Annotated in this window: 18 protein-coding genes; 11 read left to right on the forward strand and 7 right to left on the reverse strand. The window is 62.1% G+C overall.

Going from position 1 to position 20,042, the window contains the following annotated elements; genetic code table 11:
• Window positions 1-345 precede the first annotated feature (345 nt).
• Window positions 346-1,284, forward strand: coding sequence for an ATP-binding protein (locus tag EPD66_RS00010; protein WP_142846035.1), 939 nt, complete (start codon window positions 346-348; stop codon window positions 1,282-1,284).
• 170 nt (window positions 1,285-1,454) lie between these two features.
• Here EPD66_RS00010 and EPD66_RS00015 read toward each other — a convergent pair whose 3' ends face one another.
• From EPD66_RS00015 to EPD66_RS00030, 4 genes are all read right to left on the reverse strand, one after another.
• Window positions 1,455-2,570: a maleylacetate reductase gene (locus EPD66_RS00015; protein WP_142846037.1), complete on the reverse strand. Its 1,116-nt coding sequence runs from the start codon at window positions 2,568-2,570 to the stop codon at window positions 1,455-1,457.
• Window positions 2,570-3,760 (reverse strand): enolase C-terminal domain-like protein, encoded by a 1,191-nt coding sequence (locus EPD66_RS00020; protein WP_221930808.1) that lies wholly within the window; start codon window positions 3,758-3,760, stop codon window positions 2,570-2,572. Before EPD66_RS00020 ends, EPD66_RS00015 begins: the two co-directional genes overlap by 1 nt.
• A gap of 36 nt (window positions 3,761-3,796) precedes the next feature.
• Window positions 3,797-4,774, reverse strand: a complete 978-nt coding sequence (locus EPD66_RS00025; RefSeq protein ID WP_142846039.1) for a 2-hydroxyacid dehydrogenase — start codon at window positions 4,772-4,774, stop codon at window positions 3,797-3,799.
• Between the two features lie 128 nt (window positions 4,775-4,902).
• Window positions 4,903-5,793, reverse strand: a complete 891-nt coding sequence (locus EPD66_RS00030; protein ID WP_142846041.1) for a LysR family transcriptional regulator — start codon at window positions 5,791-5,793, stop codon at window positions 4,903-4,905.
• 373 nt (window positions 5,794-6,166) lie between these two features.
• Between EPD66_RS00030 and EPD66_RS00035 the strand changes: the two genes are divergently transcribed.
• From EPD66_RS00035 to EPD66_RS00045, 3 genes are read left to right on the forward strand one after another with little or no spacing between them, the layout of a single operon-like run.
• Window positions 6,167-7,159: a tripartite tricarboxylate transporter substrate binding protein gene (locus tag EPD66_RS00035; protein ID WP_185961176.1), complete on the forward strand. Its 993-nt coding sequence runs from the start codon at window positions 6,167-6,169 to the stop codon at window positions 7,157-7,159.
• A gap of 30 nt (window positions 7,160-7,189) precedes the next feature.
• The gene (locus tag EPD66_RS00040) at window positions 7,190-7,657 is read left to right on the forward strand and encodes a tripartite tricarboxylate transporter TctB family protein (protein ID WP_142846044.1); all 468 of its coding nucleotides are present in this window, start codon (window positions 7,190-7,192) and stop codon (window positions 7,655-7,657) included.
• A gap of 9 nt (window positions 7,658-7,666) precedes the next feature.
• A complete protein-coding gene (locus tag EPD66_RS00045; RefSeq protein WP_142846046.1) occupies window positions 7,667-9,166 on the forward strand; it encodes a tripartite tricarboxylate transporter permease in 1,500 nt (499 codons plus the stop codon).
• A 43-nt stretch (window positions 9,167-9,209) separates the two neighbouring features.
• Here EPD66_RS00045 and EPD66_RS00050 read toward each other — a convergent pair whose 3' ends face one another.
• Window positions 9,210-9,851, reverse strand: coding sequence for a TetR/AcrR family transcriptional regulator (locus EPD66_RS00050; RefSeq protein ID WP_142846048.1), 642 nt, complete (start codon window positions 9,849-9,851; stop codon window positions 9,210-9,212).
• Between the two features lie 128 nt (window positions 9,852-9,979).
• Here EPD66_RS00050 and EPD66_RS00055 point away from each other — a divergent pair, with 128 nt between their 5' ends.
• The 6 genes from EPD66_RS00055 to EPD66_RS00080 all read left to right on the forward strand — a co-directional run bounded on the left by EPD66_RS00055 (window position 9,980) and on the right by EPD66_RS00080 (window position 16,889).
• Window positions 9,980-10,840 carry a xanthine dehydrogenase family protein subunit M gene (locus EPD66_RS00055; protein ID WP_142846050.1) on the forward strand — a complete coding sequence of 287 codons (861 nt, stop codon included), beginning with the start codon at window positions 9,980-9,982 and terminating at the stop codon, window positions 10,838-10,840.
• 11 nt (window positions 10,841-10,851) lie between these two features.
• Window positions 10,852-11,349 (forward strand): (2Fe-2S)-binding protein, encoded by a 498-nt coding sequence (locus EPD66_RS00060; protein ID WP_142846052.1) that lies wholly within the window; start codon window positions 10,852-10,854, stop codon window positions 11,347-11,349.
• The gene (locus EPD66_RS00065) at window positions 11,346-13,733 is read left to right on the forward strand and encodes a xanthine dehydrogenase family protein molybdopterin-binding subunit (RefSeq protein ID WP_142846054.1); all 2,388 of its coding nucleotides are present in this window, start codon (window positions 11,346-11,348) and stop codon (window positions 13,731-13,733) included. The genes EPD66_RS00060 and EPD66_RS00065 overlap by 4 nt, the downstream gene beginning before the upstream one ends.
• A 162-nt stretch (window positions 13,734-13,895) precedes the next feature.
• Complete coding sequence (locus EPD66_RS00070) at window positions 13,896-14,972, forward strand: C4-dicarboxylate TRAP transporter substrate-binding protein (RefSeq protein WP_221930809.1); 1,077 nt, start codon at window positions 13,896-13,898, stop codon at window positions 14,970-14,972.
• Between the two features lie 19 nt (window positions 14,973-14,991).
• The gene (locus EPD66_RS00075; protein WP_142846056.1) at window positions 14,992-15,573 is read left to right on the forward strand and encodes a TRAP transporter small permease subunit; all 582 of its coding nucleotides are present in this window, start codon (window positions 14,992-14,994) and stop codon (window positions 15,571-15,573) included.
• A complete protein-coding gene (locus EPD66_RS00080) occupies window positions 15,570-16,889 on the forward strand; it encodes a TRAP transporter large permease (protein WP_142846058.1) in 1,320 nt (439 codons plus the stop codon). Before EPD66_RS00075 ends, EPD66_RS00080 begins: the two co-directional genes overlap by 4 nt.
• 60 nt (window positions 16,890-16,949) lie before the next feature.
• Here the strand turns inward: EPD66_RS00080 and EPD66_RS00085 are convergent, their stop codons facing one another.
• Entirely contained in the window at window positions 16,950-17,558 is a 609-nt protein-coding gene (locus tag EPD66_RS00085; protein WP_142846060.1) for a CoxG family protein, read from the reverse strand.
• Window positions 17,559-17,664: 106 nt separating this feature from the next.
• Here EPD66_RS00085 and EPD66_RS00090 point away from each other — a divergent pair, with 106 nt between their 5' ends.
• Window positions 17,665-19,158: a CoA-acylating methylmalonate-semialdehyde dehydrogenase gene (locus EPD66_RS00090; RefSeq protein ID WP_142846062.1), complete on the forward strand. Its 1,494-nt coding sequence runs from the start codon at window positions 17,665-17,667 to the stop codon at window positions 19,156-19,158.
• A gap of 37 nt (window positions 19,159-19,195) precedes the next feature.
• Here EPD66_RS00090 and EPD66_RS00095 read toward each other — a convergent pair whose 3' ends face one another.
• Window positions 19,196-19,897 carry an FMN-dependent NADH-azoreductase gene (locus tag EPD66_RS00095; RefSeq protein ID WP_142846064.1) on the reverse strand — a complete coding sequence of 234 codons (702 nt, stop codon included), beginning with the start codon at window positions 19,895-19,897 and terminating at the stop codon, window positions 19,196-19,198.
• Window positions 19,898-20,042 lie beyond the last annotated feature (145 nt).

Consider the following 20,042-nt stretch of genomic DNA (forward strand, 5'->3'; position numbering starts at 1 on the left):
ACCGTCGCCGGCCTGTGGAGCCTCATCGGACGGCTCGTCGATCTGGTCTTGCCCGCCGAATGCGCCAACTACTTCAGATCGTGCGGCTATGAGCCCGATTGATCGAAATCCGCTCTAGGGGCGGTCATTGGCGTTGTTGCCGTCGGTTTCGTCTTCGCCGGCAAGAACCTCGCCATCGCCAATATCACCAATATCACGATCATTCTGATTGCGACGCTGGCAGCCTGGCAAGGTTTTCGCACAGCCCGCCTTGACGATAGCGGATCATGGCTGCGCGCGGCTGCCTTCGGCATTCTTTGGCTGGGACTTTTCGCGACCATCGCCCAAAGAGCCGGACTTGGCTCCTTGCCGAACTGGGTGGCGCATAGCTATGCGCTTAGCTGCATCATACAGACGATCCTGCTGACCGGAGCACTTGCCGTTCGTCTTCGGGCGGCGGAAGCGCTGAACCGGCGTATGCAGAGCGAAGCCCTGTCGGCGGCCCAGGCTGCCGAACAGCGGGCGACAATGCTGGTTCAGGAAAGGACCCGCGAATTGGCATTGGCGAAACAAGTCGCCGAAGACGCCCTTCGTGCCGAACTGGCGTCTAAGGAACAGCAGGTGCGCTTCATGGAAGTCATCAGTCACCAATATCGGACGCCGCTGGCCGCGATCCGCAGTCATGTCGACAATATCCGGTTGAGCCTGCCCAAGGGTGATCTCGCGAATCATCATCGGATCGACCGCATAAGGCGGGGGATCGCACGGCTGGTGGAGGTCCTCGAGGTCAATCTTTCACGCAGCCGTCTTCAAGGTCCGTCCTTCCAGCCAGAGCTTGTCAGCATATCGCCCGCCGCCGTGACGGCGTCTGCATTGGCGCGTGCGCGCGACCTGCTCAAGGACGGGATCAAGATGGAAATCTCGGCGGAGGTCGAGAAAGCCAGGATCATGGCCGATACGGACATGCTGGAGATCGCCATCATCAATCTGCTTGAGAATGCGGTGAAGTTCTCGCGGTCCGGTGTGAAGGCGCCTGTGTATTTACGTTGTCGCCTCCGTGGAGCGGAGGCCGAAATTCATGTCGAGGACAAAGGGATAGGCATCCCTTCCGGTGAAATCGAAACAATCCAGCAGAACGCCGTACGCGGCTCCAATGCCCAATCGATCGAAGGAACTGGAACCGGCCTTTCTCTCGTCCGGCGGATCGTTCTCGCCCATGGCGGATCGATCAGGGTCGAAAGCAAGGAGGGTGAGGGCACCATCATCCGAATGTATTTCCCCCTGCATCCAGATCCCCAGGCATAGCCGGTCGCTAATGAAAGAAAGTTCGTCCGTGCGCGGAGCAGGGTGCGGAAGGGCCCAGTTGCAATCGGCCCCTTCCGCATTTTGAGGCGGTCGTGAAGGTGGAGTATTCATTCCTGCGGCGCAGCTTTTTCGCATCCGGGGCGCATGCAATCCGACTGCGCCTTTCGGAATCATGCCGGTCTCTCGCCATGGAAAGCTGAAAGGACGATTTTCTGGACCGCTTCGTTCGTGACCGGAGCCGGATTCAGGCCGTTGTCCGTCTCCACCGTGACGGACACGATTCGCTCGATGTCGTTGGCTTCAATGCCCACCTCTCGCAGGCATGTCGGCAGGCCGAGATCGGCAAGGAGGTCGAAGATCGCGGCCGCTGCGTTCCGAACGCCCATGGCGGATTCAATGGCCCTGATCTCTTCTCGGGCATAGGGGGCATTGTAGGCGGTCACATGTGGCAGGACCAGGGCGTGCGAGAGGCCGTGCGAAATGCCAAAGGAGCCGCCCAAAGTGTGCGCCAGGCCGTGCTGCAAAGCAAATCCCCCGGTCAGTACCGCGCCCGCCAGATAGGCTCCGTAGAGAAGCTCGCTACGTGCCGCAAGGTCTTCAGGCGTTGCGGCGACATGGCGTATGCTGCGCATGATGGCCCCGGCGCCTTCGGCAGCGGCTAATTTATGGATCGGGCTTATGGACGAAACATAGATGCCATCGACGCAATGCGCCAAGGCGTTGAGGGCGCTCGCCATGCTTTCCTTCACGGGCAGACCGACGGTCAGGGCCGGATCATAGATCACCGTGCTCGCCAGCATCCGCAGGCTCTGATGCATGCGTTTGACACCATCGATCGTGATTCCGCAGAAGCCGGTCATTTCCGAACCGGAATAGGTCGTGGGGATGGCGATGATCGGCAAGGCGAGTTCAAGGGATATCCCCTTGCCAAGACCGATCGACGCGCCGCCGCCGACGCTGATGATGCAATCGGCACCGGCATCGCGGGCAAAGGCGCGGCCACGTCGCGCCAGCTCGATCGGAACCTGGGAAATCGCTTCGGGCAGCACTCCGGCGCAGAGGGGCCCGAGAGCATGGGCGATACGTTCCGCCATCGCGCGGCGACCGGGGGTGCATACGACCAGCGCATGTCTGGCATTGAGGCGCTCGACTTCGCCGGCGATAGCGTCCGCGGTGCCGGTACCGAAGACGACACGGCTGGGCGTCGCATTGTAGACATCGCCGGGAAGGGCGAAGGAGCGTCCGGTATGGCTCTGGTTCTCAACCTGTTCGTGCCGCATTGTCATCACCAATCCACAATGGTTCCGTCAGCAAGGACAGCGCCTTGGCTATGAAAGACTTCGGGTTTGAAGGGGTGCTTGGCCGCCTCGGTCTCGTTGATCTCGACGCCCAGGCCAATCACATCGGGGACTTCCCAGATGGAGCCTGTCCTTTTCATCGGGACCGAAACGACATCGTCGTACCAGGGAACCGCGCCGGACATCTCTTCCTGAATGACGAAATTCGGCGTCGAAACGGCAAAATGCAGGGCGGCGGCGCCGGCGATGGGGCCGTTCGGATTGTGCGGGGCGACCCCCATGAAGGCATGTTCCGCCGCCGCAGCGATCCTTTTGCCTTCCAACAATCCGCCGGTGTGGTTGAGGTCGGGCTGAATGATGTTCACGGCCTTGCTCTGGAAGACCGGTTCGAATTCCTTGTAACCGATCAGTCGTTCTCCTGTCGCGATGGGGCAGGAGGCGCGTTCGGTGATCAGCCGCAAGGCTTCGGTGTCGCCAGGCTGCACGGGTTCTTCGCAGAAGAAGGGGTGATAGGGGGCGAGGGCCTCGATATATTGGAGCGCCGCCGAAATGGAGGCCGGGCGGCCGTGGAAGTCGATCATGATCTCGACCTTCTCTCCAACCGCATCGCGGAGTACTTCCATCAGCCGCGCCACATGACGCTGTGAAGGGATGTCTATTGCGAAATGCGAATAGGGAATGAAGACGACCTTCAGCGCGTCGTAACCTTGTTCGACCACAGCCAGCGCCTTGTCGCGCAATGATCCGCTATCGAAGGTTTCATAGACGGAGCGCATGTCGCCCAGGCCCAGATGGGTATAAAGCCGGACTTCGTTGCGCACTTTTCCGCCGAGGAGACGCCAGACGGGCAAGCCGACGCTTTTTCCAAAGATGTCCCACAGAGCATGCTCGATGCCGCTGATGGCAGTCGCGCCGATAATGCCCAGGCGGTAATAGCTGTGCTTGTGGAGAGTGCGGACGATCTGTTCGATGTCGCGCGGGTCCTTTCCCAGCACCAGCGGTTCGAGGTCCTCGACCGCCCCGGTGACGGCCCGGGTCTTCCAATTCAGACTGGCTTCGCCCCAGCCATAGAGACCATCCTGGTCGGTCTCGACCTTAACGAAGATCCAATTTCGCATTTCGGCATTCACGACCAGCGTCTTGATGCCGGTGATACGGATCGCGCTCTCGAGTGACATCCTACGTGCCTCCTGTCGCGTTGAAGGAAGGAAAGGTCACCGTCCTTGGCGGACGACGTTTTCCAGAGAGGTCCCGGCAATCAGCGCATTCACATTGCGTGCGATAACCGCATAGCGGCGTTCCATCAGCTCTCTGGTCCAAGCCGAGGAGTGAGGGGTGCAGATGGCGTTCGGGAGTTGATGGAACGGGTAGTCCGAAGGGCGGACCTCATCCGTCGCGCCGGAGGGATAGCGGTACCAGACATCGAGGCTGGCTCCTCTGATCTGTTCCGTGCGCAGGGCGTGGTACAGCGCTTCTTCCACGATGATTTCGGCGCGGGAGATATTGATGATGACGCCCGTGGGCTTCATCTGGCGGAATTCCTGTTCACCGATCAGATCCCGAGTGCTTTCCGAAAGCGGACAGGCGATCACGACATAGTCGGCCGTCTCCAGAAGCTGTGACAAGTCGGCAGCCTGTTCGACGCCATCAGCCGGGCCGATTGGATTGGCATCGGTGGCGAGGAGATGCACGCCGAATCCCCGCGCAAGCTCGCCGATCGCCCGTCCTATGCGCCCGAAGCCAATGATCCCGACGGTCTTGCCGCGGAGTTCCCCATGGGGAACGCGATGCCGATAAACCTCGGACCAGTTGTCGGGCGAGAAGCTGCGCCGAAGCTCGTCGAACCGGATCTCCCAGTGGAGGATCGAGGCAAGCACGAATTCGGCAATCGGCCCCTGGTGTTCGAAGACGTTGCACACGGTGGTCGTGGGGGATAACGCCTCGAAGGTGATGCCGTCCAGACCCGCACCGGGAACATGAAGCAGGCGGCATGCCGGAGCTTCTCCCGTGTTCCGCCGAAAGTGTAGGGAGATGACGATGTCTTCCGGGCTGATCTGGGAGTCGAATTCCCCAGAATGTGCTGCTTCGCGAGGCAATGCTATGATTTCGGCCTGTTGCCTCACACGGTCACAGAGTCCTGCTTCGAGTTTCTCTCTGTGATTTGCCGCTTCTCCGACCATGAATATCTTCATCGCGATGCCGCCTTCCGTAAGCAGAGGCAGGAACTTTAGACATGCGCGATAATTAAGGTCTAATTATTCTTTGGGATTTAGTGAGAAGCATCTCTTATTAAAAAGTCTTCCGTGGGATGGAAGGGCGCTCATTCCACCTTGGCGGCGACCTCCAGCGTAATATCGAGGAATTGCCGCACCAGGGGAGACATGCGCGTTCCCGCATGGGCGGCGCCCAAGGTCAGGTAAGGCGCCGGCCCCGAGAGCTTGCGGAATACCGCCAGCGGGCGGTTGTAGTGCTGAACCTTCGAGGCGACGAAGCCTACCCCCATATTGCAGGCCGCCATGGCGACAATGGACTGTGCCGGTGAGGCTTCGAGAATCTGCCGGGGACTGAAGCCCTGCTGATGGCAGAGAGAGATGATGTGGTCATAGAGATGGGGGCCGACATCGCGGGGAAAGAGGATGAATGTCTGCTGGGTAAGGTCTTTCAGCGACAGGCGGGGCTTGCGGGACAAGGGATTTTCCCGCGACAGGACCAGATCGAACGGCAATTCGGCAAGCAGTTCGCATTCCATTGAGCTGTCGGTAAGCGGGGGATGGCAAATTCCGATATGGATCTCGTTGTTCTTCAGCGCCTCTTCCTGCTCCGCCGTCGTCATATGATGAATGTGCAGGTGGACTTGCGGCAGGACTGCGCTGAATCTTGTGATGACGTCCGGAAGGAGGATGAACAAGGCGGAAGCCGTCACCCCTACACTGAGATGCCCGACCACGCCCCGGTCGATTTCCCGGGTCAGGTCGACGGCAACCGTCATGGATTTTAAGATCTTGCGGGCTTCGTCAAGAAAGACGCTTCCGGCGCGGGTCAAGGATACCTGCCGCTTCGAGCGCAAGACGAGTTGCACCTGAAGCTGCTCTTCCAGGCGGCGGAGCTGTTGGCTTAGTCCCGGTTGGCTGATGTGGCATCGCTGGGCGGCGCGATGGAAATGCAGTTCCTCGGCCAAGGCGATGAAACATTCCAGCGCTCTTCTATCCATCTTGGGCCAACCTCAATTGGGGAAGCCTGTTCCCGGGCTTGGACGGGGATGCGGCGAAGATAGGCATGGTTTCATGCCAGTGCCTGTTCTTTGATAAGCATTACCTTTCAGCGCATCAATAAAAATAATTAGACACAATTTTATGCTCTGTCCATAGTTGAGAAATGCGCGAAGCTCCGGTGGCATCCGGATCGCCATGAAGGATGAAAGTACAGGCAGCCTCTCTAGTGAAATTCACTTGGGAATTTCATCCGCCAAATCATCCTCGAGAAACCACCAGACTATAAGGTGGCGACAGCATTTTCATTCCCCAGAAGAAGCCAAAAGGCTCTGCGATGGGAAAAGGGATGGTAACGTCATAAGGGAGAATAAAATGAAGTTGCGGTCACTCTATTCGGCTGGGGCGGCATTCGTCTTGAGTCTGGCCATCGGAATGTCGTCGGGTGTGGCACAGGAAAAACCAAAAGACTTTCCTGTACGCCCGATCAACCTGGTTGTGATGTATCCGGCGGGCGGGGCGGTGGATGTGACAGCCCGGACCTTTGCCGATATCGCCAAACCTCAGTTAGGGCATGATTTTCGGGTGGAAAACCGCGTCGGTGGTGCCGGCATGGTCGGACATACCTATCTGGCCAAGGGAGCCGCAGCCGACGGCTACACGATCGGCGTCATCGCCAACCCTTTCCTCTTCACCGACATCCTGCTGCGTGACGCCAGCTTTACCGTCGACGAATTCGAGCCGATCGCATCGATCAGTTTCGACCCGGTTATCTGGGTCGTGAACGCCAAATCGGACATCGGAAGCATGGATTTCGACGGCATCATCGAATATGCCGGACAAAACACGCTTCAGGTCGGGATGAACCCGAATAGCGTCTTCCTGTTCGTCAGCGAATTCATCGAGCGTTCCCGCAATGTGAAATTCAACTTCATTCCTTTCGACGGCGGACGTGCCGGCGTGACGGCCCTTTTGGCCGGGGATATCGATGCGACGGCGGCCTTTTATTCCGAAATCGAACAATATGTCCGCAATGGTGACTTGAAGCCGGTAGCCGTCACTGGGGAAAATCGTCACCCCATGCTTCCGGATACTCCCACCCTGAACGAAGTTGGGGTGCCGGCAGGTGGGCAGGCCTGGGGGGCCACACGTTTTTTTGCCCTTCCCAAGGGAGTCCCGGAGGACCGCAAGCGCTATCTCGAACAGGCGTTGCTCCAGGTTCTTGAATCCGATGCTGCCAAGGACGCCTTCACCAAGGCAGGTCTGACCTTGACGCCGGCAGATGCCCAGACGTCGCAAGAGAATTACAGGCAGACTTTCGAGGTACTCAAAGAATTCCTGGATACGGCCGGACGCACGAAAAACTGACACAACGGCAATCTTTCAAGGGAGAGGGCCATGCGTTTCGTGCTTTCGGCTGTTCTCGTGGCCGTTCTGGCAGTGGTTGCCGCGCAAACGTTCCGGATTACGGGAAGCGCAGCCATTTATCCTTTTACAGTCAGTATCGCTGCGCTTCTTTGCTCTGTGATCATGCTGCTCTCGCAGTTAAGGCAGGCGACGGCAAGAGGGCAAGTCTCCTGGGGAGGCCAGCGCTCGGCCATCGGGACTGCCCGTCTGGCCGGATTTGCTGCCGTGTGGATAGGATATGTCCTCCTGCTTTCGCAGTGGGGCTTCATTCTGGCAACTTGGCTCGCCTTGTTCCTGTCACTCGTCTTGCTCCGCGGACGACCAACCTTCACGTCTGCTTTCGGTACGATGGCCTTCGTTCTTCTGTTCGCCGTACTCATCAAGGTCGTCCTGTATGTTCCTGTGCCGCAGGGGTGGCTCGACGAACGGTTGGACATGCTCCTTTACGGCATCTTCTAGGAGGCGTTCGTGTTTGACGGAATCCTCGCAGCGCTGACGCCTCTAAGCCTTGCATTTGCAGTCGGCGGGGTGGTTCTTGGCATCATCATCGGCGCCATTCCGGGGCTGACGGCGACTTTCGGGATTGCCCTCCTGATCCCCGTGACTTTCCTGATGTCTCCCGAGCATGGGATGATCATGCTGGCGGGGATCTATGCCGGTGCGATCTATGGCGGAAGTATCTCTGCGATATTGCTCAACATTCCCGGGACCCCAGCGTCGATCGTCAGTGCCTGGGAGGGACATGCGCTGGCGAAACGGGGGCAGGCGCCGCTGGCACTTGGCATTTCCGCAATTGGGTCTGGGGCCGGAGGCGTCTTGGCCGCGATTGCCCTGATGTTTATGACGCCGCTTTTGGCGCGGCTGGCTCTCAGCTTCGGCGCTCCCGAATATGTCATGCTGGTGGTCTTGAGCCTGATCATCGTGATCGTGATGCTCGACACGCCTATTTTCGCGAATATCACCGGCGTTTTCATCGGCCTGATCATCGCCGCCGTGGGAATCGATCCTGTCAGCGGCACGCCGCGTCTCACATTCGGGTTCTATCAGCTCTATTCCGGCTTCAGCATCGTCGCCGTATTGGTGGGCTTCTTTTGCCTGCCGCAGGCCATCCTGCTCGCGGCAGAGGCGATTGCCGGGGTGTCCACGGGTGTTTTGGGACGGGTGGAGGCAACCAAACCGGGACAGGTTCTGCGGCGATTGCTGAAGGATCGCTGGTTGGTGCTGCGTTCCTCGGCTATCGGCACGGGGCTGGGCATCCTTCCGGCGGTAGGACCGGAATCGGCGCCGCTCGTTGCCCATGCGGTCGAACGGCGCCTTTCCGACAAGCCGCAGGACTTCGGCAAAGGCTCGGAAAGCGGTCTGCTGAGTGCGGAAACATCCGTCAGCGCCAATGTCGGTGGCTCTCTCATTCCGCTTCTGGCCCTAGGCATACCCGGCAGTGGGGCCGCGGCCATCTTCATCGGGGCCCTGACATTGCACGGTTTGCGTCCGGGTCCGCTGCTGTTCACGGAACGCCCGGAGGTCATGTATACCTTCTTCGCAGGCTTCCTGGCGGTGAACATCCTGATGATGATCATCGGGCTATTCGGAGCCCGTTACCTAGCCCTGCTTCTCCGTTTGCCCAAGGCCGCGATTGCCACCTACATCACCTTGTTCTCCATTTTCGGCGCCTATGCCGTCAATAACAGTATTTTCGATGTGTGGGTGATGATGGGGGCGGCGGGATTGGTGGTCATGCTGGGAGTGATCGGCATTCCCATCCTGCCGGTGGTCCTGGCTTTCATCCTCGGGGGCGTGCTCGAGAACAACCTGGCGATCATGCAGGCCCGGGCCAGCGACTGGACGTATTTTCTTGGGCGTCCCATTGCTCTGGGGCTGCTGGCAGTGTGCTTGCTGCTTGTCTTCGCCACGATGTGGCGCCGCCTCCGGAATAATGCCAAGGTCTTCGAGAAACAGGCCGCCGAGTGACCTCCCTGGAGGGCGTGATCGCAGCGGGTTCCGCTGTCCAGCGTCACGCCCCGCCCACGATCCTGGGAATGGTGGTGCTGGCGCCGGTCAGGAAGGTAGTGACCGATTCCTTGACCATGGTGTCGATATCGGCCTCGACAGGCATTTCGTATACCCAGCGCCGGACGGAACGGTAGAAGAAGGTGCCGTGAAAGGCCCAGACCAGTTCGATCTCGGGCGGCGTCAGGTCCTCGGCGCCGACTTCGGGAAGGCCCAGTGAGACGCGCAGTTCGACGCAAATGGGAAGGATGAGCTTGGTGCGGATCAGGCTCAGATAGCGCCGGGTCAGTTCTTCCTTCTTCATGCCCGCCAGGATCAGGATCCTGATCCATTCCCGGTTGTCGACCACGCGGGCATATTGCTGATAGAAGGCCAGCAGGCGTTCCTCCAGCGGTATGTCGCGGTCGCGCAGCAATTCTTCCCATTCGGGTTTCCAGCGCCCGACATAGACCTCCTGATAGACCCGTTCGATCAACTGCTCCTTGCTCGCGAAATAGCGGTACAGCAGGGGCTGCGTGATGCCGATCCGGTCGGCCAACTGGCGCGTCTGGCCGTCGAATCCCTGATCCGCAAAGAAGCGGATCGCTTCCGTCAGGATCTGTTTTTCTCTATCCGCCGGGCTCAGCCTTTTGCGACTCGTGCTCATCGACCCGTCTTCGTCTCCTCTGTTCGCTGCCAAAAAACACGTTGACATCGGCTTTTGCAATATGCTGGTATTTATCAAACGATAAATACAGGGTTGGCGCAGCCGCCGCAACAAGCCTGGGAGGAAAGATGAAGGCGTCGGCCTTTGACTATGCCCGTGTGGAATCCCTCGAGGAGGTGTTCGCGCTTTTCGCCGAATACGGCGACGAGGCGCGCATCATCGCCGGCGGCCAGACGCTTGTTCCCGCCATGGCCATGCGGGTGGCGGCGCCGGCGCTGCTGATCGATATCAGCCGGCTGGAGGCGTTGCAGGGCATCGCCCGGAACGGGGACCGCCTGCGCATCGGTGCCTTCACCCGCTATGTCGAGCTTCAGCATTCTCCCTTGGTCGCCGAGGCGGCGCCGTTGCTGCATCGGGCGATTCCGCTGATCGCCCATGAAGCCATCCGCTCGCGGGGGACCTTCGGCGGCAGCCTCGCCAATGCCGATCCGGCCTCGGAAATGCCGGCCTGCGCCCTGGCCTTGGAAGCGGTCATGGTGATCGCCAATGCCGAGGGGGAACGCCGGGTCGCGGCGGCGGATTTCTTCCAGGGGCTGTACCAGACGGCGCTGGAGCCGGGCGATGTGCTGGTGGCCGTCGAAATCCCGGTGGCGCAAGACGGGATGCAGGGTGTCATCGAGGAACTGGTCCGCCGTCAGGGGGATTACGCCATGGTCGGCCTGGCGGCGACGGGCAAGGCCGCGAACGGCATGCTGTCCGGGCCCCGCTTCGTCTTCTTCGGCGTCGGTGATCGTCCCGTCCTTGCCACGAAGGCTGCCGAGGCCCTGGCGGATGGTCCGATCTCGCCCGAGCACATCGCCGAGGCCCAGGCGGCCCTGGCCCAGGATTTCACGCCCCTTGGCGACATCCATTGCAGCCCGGCCACCAAGGCGCATCTGGCGCGGGTGCTGCTGGGCCGCGTCGTTTCCCGTCTGCTGGAACACCGATAGGAGAGACGGGCATGGATCCCACCTTCCCCATTACCCTGACCGTCAACGGCACCGAAATGGTCCGTGAAGTGCCGGTGCGGCAGACCCTGGCCGATTTCCTGCGTCAGACCCTTGGCCTGACCGCCACCCATGTCGGCTGTGAACATGGCGTCTGCGGCGCCTGCACCGTCAGGATCGACGGCCGCATCGCCCGCGCCTGCCTGACCTTCGCCATCCAATGCGACGGCGCTGCCATCGAGACATTGGAGGGCATGGCCGAAAGCGGAAAGATCGCGGATCTCCAGCAGGCCTTCCATCGCCGCAACGCCTTGCAATGCGGCTTCTGTACCTCGGGCATGCTGGTCACGGCGGCGCAGTTGCTGGAAGAGAATCCGCGTCCCAGCCGCGAGGAAATCCGAGAGATCATTTCCGGGAATTACTGCCGTTGCACCGGCTATCATGCCATCGTCGATGCCGTCGAGGAGACCGCCGAGGCGCGGGCGAAGTCCGAGCCGGAGGGCGCACGATGAGCGCCGAGGGAAAAGCCATCCGCCCGGCCGCGACCGGATATATCGGCCAGCCGGTGCCGCGTCCCAACGCCCGGCGTTTGCTGGAAGGCAGGGGGCGCTACACCGACGACATGGTGCTGAACCGGATGCTCCATGTCGCCTTCGTCCGCAGCCCCTATGCCCATGCCCGCATCCTCGCCATCGATACCGAGGCGGCGCGGGCCGTGCCGGGTGTGGCCGCGGTGGTGACGGGGCGAGACATCGCCGAGATTTGCCAGCCCTGGGTGGGTGTTCTCGGCCATTTCCCCGGCTTGAAATCGGCCCCGCAATATCCCCTTGCCGTGGAACGGAGCTGCTGGCAGGGGGAACCGGTCGTGGCGATCGCGGCCGAGACCCGGGCCATCGCCGAGGATGCTTGCGAGAAGGTCCTCGTCGAGTGGGAGGAATTGCCTGCCGTTGTCGATATGCAGACGGCCCTGGCCCCGGAAACGCCGGTCATTCACGAGGAATTGGGCGACAACCTGGCCTTTGGTCTGGAACTCAAGGCCGGTTCCCCCGAGGATGCCTTCGCCAAGACCGCCGTGGTGGTGGAGGAGACTTTCAGCTTCGGCCGCCATACCGGCGTGACGCTGGAGCCGCGCAGCCTGATCGCCGATTTCGAGCCCGGCGAACGCCGCCTGACCGTCCATCATGCGACGCAGACGCCTTATCAGATGCAGGATGTCTATGCGCGGCATTTCGGCCTGGACGAGGAGAAGGTGCGGGTCGTCGCGCCCGATGTCGGCGGCTCCTTCGGTCTGAAGCTCCATGTCTACGGCGAGGAGATGGCGACCTGTGCCTTGAGCATCCTGCTCGGACGCCCGGTCAAGTTCGTTGCCGACCGGCTGGAATCCTTCCTGACCGACATCCATGCCCGCGACCATCAGGTACGGGCGCGGATGGCGGTGTCGGCCGAGGGGGAAATCCTGGCCATGGATGTAGAGGACGTGACCGGCATCGGGCCGTATTCCGTCTATCCCCGCACCAGCGCCGTCGAGGGCAACCAGGCCATCCGCCTGATGGGTGGTCCCTATCGCATGCCCAATTATCACGGCGTGCTGAAGGTGGTGTTCCAGAACAAGACGCCGACCTGCCAGTACCGAGCCGTCGGCCATCCCATCGCCTGCGGGGTGACGGAAGGGCTGGTGGACATGGCGGCACGCCGTCTGAACCTGGATCCGTTGGAAATCCGCCGGCGCAATGTGGTGACGGCGGAGATGTATCCCCACACCTCGCCCACCGGCTATTTCTTCGAGCGCCTGTCCCATGAGGAATGCATCGCCAAGATCGAGGCGATGATGAACTATTCCTCGCTGCGGGAAGAACAGGCAAGGCTGCGCGAGCAGGGCATCTACCGGGGCATCGGCTTCGCCACCTTCATCGAGATCACCAATCCCGGCCCGGCCTTCTATGGCGTCGGCGGCGCCCGTGTCTCGTCGCAGGACGGATGCGTGATGAAGCTCGAACCCTCGGGCCGCGTGCGCTGCTCGGTCAGCGTGACGGAGCAGGGGCAGGGTACCGAGACGGTGATGGCGCAGATCGCCGCTACCCATCTGGGCGTGAAGCTGGACAGCGTGACGGTGCTGACGGGCGATACCCAGGCGACCCCCTATGGCGGCGCCACCTGGGCCTCGCGCGGGGCCGGGATCGGCGGCATGACCGTGCTGCGTGCCGCCCAGGCCCTGCGCGGCAAGCTGCTGGAACTGGCGGGCATCATTCTGCAGCGGGGTCCGGAAACCCTGGACCTGCGGGAAGGCGTGATCGTCGAAGCCGATACCGGCATGGCGCGGATGGATCTGGCCGAGCTGGGGCGGATCGCGTATTTCCGCCCCGACACGCTGCCGCCCGACTTCCATCCCGACCTGACCGTGGCGCGGCATTATGTTCCGCAGGGGCTGCCCTTCGCCTTTACCAACGGCATCCAGGCCTCTCATCTCGAACTCGATCCCGAGACCGGGCTGGTGCGTCTTCTCGACCATTGGGTGGTCGAGGATTGCGGCACGATCCTCAATCCCTTGCTGGTCGATGAACAGGTGCGGGGAGGCGTGGTGCAGGGCCTGGGCGCGGCGCTGTTCGAGGAATGCCTCTATAACGAGGCCGGGCAGATGATCAATGGCAGCCTGGCCGATTACCTGCTGCCGATGGCCAGCGAAATGCCCGACATTCATGTCGATCACGTCTCGACCCCCACCCAGTTCACGCCTTTGGGCGCCAAGGGGGTGGGTGAGGCCGGAACAGCGGGGGCGGCGGCGGCGGTCATGAACGCCGTCAACGATGCCCTGGCCCCGTTCCAGGTCAGCCTTGCCCAGATGCCTTTCACGCCCGAGCGCATCCTGCGGGCACTCGGCAAGATCCCCTCTTCGTAAGGTCCGGGAAAAGGAGCGGCAGCGGCAAAGGGAAAGTTCAGTTAGTGTGCGAATTCTGGTGCGGTTCTGGGAGGCCGCGCTAGACCAGCGCTATTCGGAACAAGTATTCGCGGGACGGGCTGCCACGCGGCAGCCACAAGAAACAATATGGGAGGAATGTTCATGATGCATGTCCGCAATATCGTGGCGTCCTGTGGCCTGGCCGCTCTCGTCAGCACCGGGGCCACGGCTGCCAATGCCACGGAAACCATCCGTCTGACCATCGCGTCCAGTCATCCGACGACCATTCACTGGGTCGGGGTGATGGACAATGTCTTCAAGCCCGAAGTCAACCGGATCCTCGAGGAGAATGGCGGCAATTATCAGATCCAGTGGACCGAGGCCTATGGCGGGTCGCTCTACCGCTACCGCGAGACCCTGAGCGCGGTTCGCGAGGGCATCACCGATATCGGCTGGATCGGCACCCTGTGGGAAGGCTCGGCCCTGCCGCTGCAGAACGTCACCTATTACACGCCCTTCATCACGGACGATCTGTCGCTGGTCCTCAAGGTGATGGACGACATCCAGTCGAACGTGCCGGAGATCCGCAGCACCTGGGAAAACAACGGCGTGGTCTTCCTGGGCGGGGCCGGCACGGACAGCTATCACCTGTGGACCAAGTTCCCGATCAATTCCCTTGAGGACCTACGGGGGCGGCGGATTTCCGCGCCCGGCGTCTCGGCCACCTGGCTGGAGGGAACGGGGGCCGTGCCCGTCGATGGCGGCCTGACGACCTATTACACCGACATCCAGACCGGCGTGTCCGAGGGCACCCTGTCCTTCGCGACCGGTATCCTGCCGACCAAGGTGCACGAGGTGGCGCCCTACATCACCAAGGTCAGCCTCGGCGCCATGTATCTGGGGGCCGTCGGCATCAACAAGGACCGCTGGGACAGCCTGCCGGAAGAAGTGCAGAAGGCCCTGGTCGAAGCCGGGCACAAATACCGCGAGGCCCTGGCCGAGGAAATCGAGTCGGGCAGCGAAGCCGCCTTGCAGCAGATGGAAAAGGAAGGTGCGAAGATTTCCGTCCTGCCCGAGGAAGAGCGCCTGAAATGGGTGAACGCCATGCCCAACATCGCCCAGAAATGGGTGGCGGATAACGAGGCCAAGTCGCTGCCTGCGGGCATGGTCCTGCAGCGTTATCTGGACGGTATCCGCGCCGCCAGCCAGACGCTGGTCCGCGACTGGGACAAGCAGTAACCCAAAGAGGGAGCGTCCGATGAGCTATACCCCTTCGGTCCCCGCGGGCGCCGATGAAAGCGCTCTAATCACCATGAAGATTCTGTCCAGGCCCCTTGGCTGGCTGAATGCTTTGGGGGCGGCTTGGCTTCTGTTGTTGATGGCGCTGATCTGTGCCGATGTCATTGGACGCTCCTTCTTCAATTCACCCATTACCGGCGTTGCCGAGATCGCGGCTTATTCCGTGGTCGCCATCACCTTCCTGCAGCTTCCCGCCGGGGTGCTGGCGAACCGCATCACGCGGACGGACCTGATCATCGAGCCGCTGACGACGCGCTGTCCGCGCGTCGGTTATGCCCTGGAAGCGGTCTTTGCCGTAATCGGGGCGGTGATGTTCGTGATCGTCTTCTACGGTAGCTATCCGTTCTTCATGAATGCCCTGGCCCGGAACGAATTCTACGGGGTGCAGGGCGTCTTCACCGTGCCCACCTGGCCGGTCCGGCTGATCATCCTGATCGGCGCCGCGGCGACCGCCTTGGTCTTCTGCCTGAAGGCGCTGCTGTACCTAGCCGCCGTCTTCCGCCCCCAACTGATGCCGAAAGGTAACGAGGACACGCCATGAGCGGGCTCGAAATCGGACTCATCCTCATCGCCGTGATGGTGCCGCTGATCCTGATCGGCATGCATATCGGCATCGCCCTGATCTTTCTGTCCTTCGTCGGCGTCTGGCTGATCCGCGATAATTTCGACCTGGCGACGCGCCTGGTCTCGCTGACCATGTATGGCGGCATCTCGGATTATTTGTTCGCGACCATTCCGCTTTTCGTGCTGATGGGGCTGCTGGTCAGCATCTCCAATGTCGGCAAGGACACCTTCGACGTGGCCGAATGGGCCTTGCAGAAGGTACGCGGCGGGCTGGGCGTGGCGACCGTGGCCTCGAACACGGTCTTTGCCGCCGTGACCGGCATCTCCATCGCCTCGGCGGCGGTGTTCACCCGGGTTGCCGTGCCGGAGATGATGCGCCATGGCTATCGCCCCGGCTTCGCCGTCGGGACCGTGGCGGGCAGCTCGATCCTGGGTATGCTGATCCCGCCCAGCCTGCTGCTGATCATCTTCGGCGTGCTGGCCGAGGAATCCATCGGCCGCCTGTTCCTGGCGGGCCTTCTGCCCGGCCTGCTGATGGCGGTGGGCTTCTCGGCTATGATCATCCTGACCGCCAAATTCGCGCCCCATCTGGTCAAGGTGCCGGGACACAAGGCGGATGTGGAGGCGCGCCTGCAGGAAACGCTGGGTTCGGCCACGCGCAAGACGGTGCCGATCACCGCCCTGGTGGTGCTGATCGTCGGCGGCCTGTATTCCGGCCTGTTCACGCCCACCGAAGCCGGTGCGGTGGGGGCCGCCGGGGCCCTGGTCATCGCCCTGATCCGCCGCCGCCTCGATCTGCCGAAATTCTGGCGGGCCCTGGTGGAAACCGGCTATGTCTCCGTCGGCATCCTGTTCCTGCTGATCGCGGCAGGGATGTATAGCCGCATGCTGACCATGGCGGGCGTGCCCATGGCGGTCGGCGACCTGATCTCGCATCTGGGGCTGGGGATGTATGGCTTCCTGCTGGTCTACATCCTGCTGGTTCTGCTGTTGGGCATGGTGCTGGACAGCACCTCCATCCTGCTCATCCTGGTGCCGATCGCCGCGCCCATCGCCAGCAGCTTCGGCATCGACCTGATCCACTTCGGCATCATCACGGTGATTGCCGTCGAGATCGGCCTGCTGACCCCGCCCTTCGGGATTTCCGCCTTCACCGTCAAGGCGGCACTCGATGACAAGCGGATACGTGTCGAAACGGTGTTCCTGGGCGCCGCGCCCTATGTCGGCATCATGCTGGCGGTGCTGGCCTTGATCGTCTTCTTCCCTGGGATTTCCACTTTCCTGGCGCGGTGAGTCTCCCCCACAAGCGCTCAGACTGGGCGCCCGCAGCATGACGCTGCGGGCGCCATTTTTTTATCGGAAGGTCAGGTTGATCAGCAGGGCGATGATGATTGCCAGGCCGGCCCCGCCCATCAGCGCGTAGCGGTGCAGCGCGGCATGCAGCCGGGCCAGGTCGTCCGGCCGGGGGGCGCCGGCAATGGCGGCGGCTGCGGGGACGGAGGCGGGAAGAGCTTGCGGGCCGCCGTTGAGATGGGCGACCAGGGCGGAAAAGAAATCGTCGGCATTCTTCTTGGCCACGCCCTGGATCAGGCGGCTGCCCACAGCGGCCAGCTTTCCGCCGATATCGGCAGTGGCTTCATAGCGCAGCAAGGTGCCGCCGCCGGCGATCTCCGTCAGGCTGACCTCCGCCCCGCCCTTGGCGAAGCCCGCCGCGCCGCCTTCGCCACGTCCCGAAAGGCGGAAGGAATGCGGCGGCTTGAGGTCTGACAGCTCGACCCGTCCCGTGAAGCGCGCTTTCACCGGGCCGACGCGGGCCACCACATGGGCCTTGAAGCTCTCCGGCCCCTGGCGCTCGACGCTTTCGCAGCCGGGAATGCATCGCCCCAGGGTCTCGGGATCGATCAGGGCCGCCCAGACGGTTTCCGGCGTGGCCGGGATTTGATATTCGCCGACGAAGTGCATGCATTCCTCCCATTGCTGTTGAGATGGACAAGGGCACGCTGCTCCTTGCCATCGCGCTTCAGACAAGATAATTTATCAAACGATAAATTGCCAAGGAGGTTGTGTCATGTCTGCTCTCGGCCATTTCGTCAACGGTGCTGCCCTGAAGGCGAATGGCGGCCGTTTCGGCGATGTCTTCAATCCGGCTACCGGCGCGGTCTCGGCCCAGGTGGCGCTGGCGGGCGCTGCCGAGGTCGATCAGGCCATCGCCGCCGCCGCTGCGGCGCTGCCCCGCTGGGCGGCCACGCCGTCCGTGCAGCGGGCGCGGGTGTTGTTCAAGTTCAAGGAACTGGTGGAAGCGCGGGCGGACGAGATTGCCGCCGCCATCACGTCCGAGCACGGCAAGGTGCTGTCCGATGCGCGCGGGGAATTGATGCGGGGGCTCGAAGTGGTGGAATTCGCCTGCGGCATTCCGCATCTGCTGAAGGGCGAGTTCTCCGAGAATGTCGGCACCAACGTGGACAGCCATTCGGTGCGCCAGCCGGTCGGCGTCTGCGCCGGCATCACGCCGTTCAACTTCCCGGCCATGGTGCCGATGTGGATGTTCCCCATTGCCATCGCCTGCGGCAATACCTTCGTGCTGAAGCCGTCCGAGCGCGTGCCGACCGTGCCGCTGATCCTGGCGGAATTGCTGACCCAGGCCGGTCTGCCCCCGGGCGTCTTCAACGTGGTCAACGGCGACAAGGAAGCGGTGGACATCCTGCTGACCGATCCGCGCGTGGCGGCCGTCAGCTTCGTCGGCTCGACGCCGATCGCCGAATATGTCTACCAGACCGGCACAGCCCACGGAAAGCGCGTGCAGGCCTTGGGCGGGGCCAAGAATCACATGGTGATCATGCCTGATGCCGACCTCGCCAAGGCCACGGATGCGCTGATGGGGGCCGGTTACGGTTCGGCGGGCGAGCGCTGCATGGCGATCTCGGTGGCGGTGGCCGTGGGCGGCATCGGCGATGCCCTGATCGAGGAACTGGCGCCCAAGGTGCGCGCCCTGAAGGTCGGTCCGGGCACCGATCCGGATTCGGAGATGGGCGCCCTGGTGACCCGCCAGCATCTGGAAAAGGTGCGCAGCTATGTCGATAGCGGCGTCGAGGAAGGGGCGGAACTGGTGGTCGACGGGCGCGGCCTGTCGCTGCAGGGCTATGAGAACGGCTATTTCCTCGGCGGTTGCCTGTTCGACCGCGTGACGCCGGAGATGAAGATCTACCGCGAGGAAATCTTCGGGCCGGTGCTGGCGGTGATGCGCGTGGACAGTTTCGACGAGGCGGTCAAGCTGATCAACGCCCATGAATTCGGCAACGGCACGGCCATCTTCACCCGCGACGGCGACGCCGCCCGCACCTTCGCCAGCACGATCCAGGTGGGCATGGTGGGGGTCAATGTGCCGATCCCGGTGCCCATGGCCTTCCACAGCTTCGGCGGCTGGAAGCGGTCGCTGTTTGGCGATCATGCCGTCCATGGGCCGGAAGGCGTGCATTTCTATACGCGCCTGAAGACCGTGACCTCGCGCTGGCCCACGGGCATCCGCGCCGGCGCGGACTTCTCCATGCCTGTCATGCGCTAGGATCGCGCCGCGTTTCCGAAGGGCAGAACCCGGTCTCTCAGCCCCCTTCATGGGCGGCTGAGAGACCATGGTCTTCCACGGCTCGGGCGCTGGCGGCAAGCCGCCGGGCGATGTCGCGCGTCCGCATTTCAGCCTGGTCTACCGACGCTCTGTGCCGCTCGTCCTTGAACTCTTGGTATTCGATGGCGACGGTTTCGATGTCATCGGCCTTGACGCCGAAATAATGGGCGCAGGCGGCAATGGCCGGGTCCAGCGCATTGAGATGGGCGCGCACGCCCCCGGGCTCGAAGCCGAATTCCCCACGCGATGACAGCACCACGAGTCGCTTGCCGGACAGGATTGGCGCAATCGGCGTATCGCCCCGCGCCAGATCGAAGGAGAAGGTGCGGCCGATCCGGGCGATATGGTCGATCCAGGACTTCAGCGCAGAAGGCATCCCGTAATTGTACATCGGGGCGCCCATGACCAGAATGTCGGCCGCGATCACTTCGTCGATGAGCAGGTCGGACAGGGCCAGCCTCTCCATCATCCAGGGCTCCCGCGCCTCGGGCTGGGTGAAGGCGGCATGGATGAAGCGGTGGTCGAGTGCCGGAATCGGCGATCGGCCCACATCGCGTTCGATGATCCGGACGGCAGGGGCGAGCCGCTGGAATTCCTCGGTGAAGATCCTGGTCAGGCGGCGGGTGAGCGAGCGGTCTTCGAGTTGGGCACTGGAATCGATGCGCAGCAAGGTCGTCATGGCGGATTTCCTGCAATCAGTTCTGCAAGCCGGGTTCTTCGGCCCGGTCAGAGCTACCAGCCCTTGTCGGCCTTGGCGAAAGCGAATACTTCAGACATAAGATGAACGAGATTCATCCTGCCTGACGGCTGCGCTACAGTGAGTT

Source organism: Telmatospirillum sp. J64-1, assembly GCF_006980715.1.
GTDB classification, from domain to species: Bacteria; Pseudomonadota; Alphaproteobacteria; order Rhodospirillales; family Magnetospirillaceae; genus Oleiliquidispirillum; species Oleiliquidispirillum nitrogeniifigens.

What these genes read in the sequence shown, in the direction of transcription:
- EPD66_RS00050 (WP_142846048.1), bottom strand. Translation starts at nt 9,851, where the DNA reads ATGAGCACGAGTCGCAAAAGGCTGAGCCCGGCGGATAGAGAAAAACAG.
- EPD66_RS00040 (WP_142846044.1), top strand. Translation starts at nt 7,190, where the DNA reads ATGCGTTTCGTGCTTTCGGCTGTTCTCGTGGCCGTTCTGGCAGTGGTT.
- EPD66_RS00020 (WP_221930808.1), bottom strand. Translation starts at nt 3,760, where the DNA reads ATGTCACTCGAGAGCGCGATCCGTATCACCGGCATCAAGACGCTGGTC.
- EPD66_RS00035 (WP_185961176.1), top strand. Translation starts at nt 6,167, where the DNA reads ATGAAGTTGCGGTCACTCTATTCGGCTGGGGCGGCATTCGTCTTGAGT.
- EPD66_RS00015 (WP_142846037.1), bottom strand. Translation starts at nt 2,570, where the DNA reads ATGACAATGCGGCACGAACAGGTTGAGAACCAGAGCCATACCGGACGC.
- EPD66_RS00025 (WP_142846039.1), bottom strand. Translation starts at nt 4,774, where the DNA reads ATGAAGATATTCATGGTCGGAGAAGCGGCAAATCACAGAGAGAAACTC.
- EPD66_RS00030 (WP_142846041.1), bottom strand. Translation starts at nt 5,793, where the DNA reads ATGGATAGAAGAGCGCTGGAATGTTTCATCGCCTTGGCCGAGGAACTG.
- EPD66_RS00065 (WP_142846054.1), top strand. Translation starts at nt 11,346, where the DNA reads ATGAGCGCCGAGGGAAAAGCCATCCGCCCGGCCGCGACCGGATATATC.
- EPD66_RS00070 (WP_221930809.1), top strand. Translation starts at nt 13,896, where the DNA reads ATGATGCATGTCCGCAATATCGTGGCGTCCTGTGGCCTGGCCGCTCTC.
- EPD66_RS00095 (WP_142846064.1), bottom strand. Translation starts at nt 19,897, where the DNA reads ATGACGACCTTGCTGCGCATCGATTCCAGTGCCCAACTCGAAGACCGC.
- EPD66_RS00090 (WP_142846062.1), top strand. Translation starts at nt 17,665, where the DNA reads ATGTCTGCTCTCGGCCATTTCGTCAACGGTGCTGCCCTGAAGGCGAAT.
- EPD66_RS00060 (WP_142846052.1), top strand. Translation starts at nt 10,852, where the DNA reads ATGGATCCCACCTTCCCCATTACCCTGACCGTCAACGGCACCGAAATG.
- EPD66_RS00080 (WP_142846058.1), top strand. Translation starts at nt 15,570, where the DNA reads ATGAGCGGGCTCGAAATCGGACTCATCCTCATCGCCGTGATGGTGCCG.
- EPD66_RS00075 (WP_142846056.1), top strand. Translation starts at nt 14,992, where the DNA reads ATGAGCTATACCCCTTCGGTCCCCGCGGGCGCCGATGAAAGCGCTCTA.
- EPD66_RS00055 (WP_142846050.1), top strand. Translation starts at nt 9,980, where the DNA reads ATGAAGGCGTCGGCCTTTGACTATGCCCGTGTGGAATCCCTCGAGGAG.
- EPD66_RS00085 (WP_142846060.1), bottom strand. Translation starts at nt 17,558, where the DNA reads ATGCACTTCGTCGGCGAATATCAAATCCCGGCCACGCCGGAAACCGTC.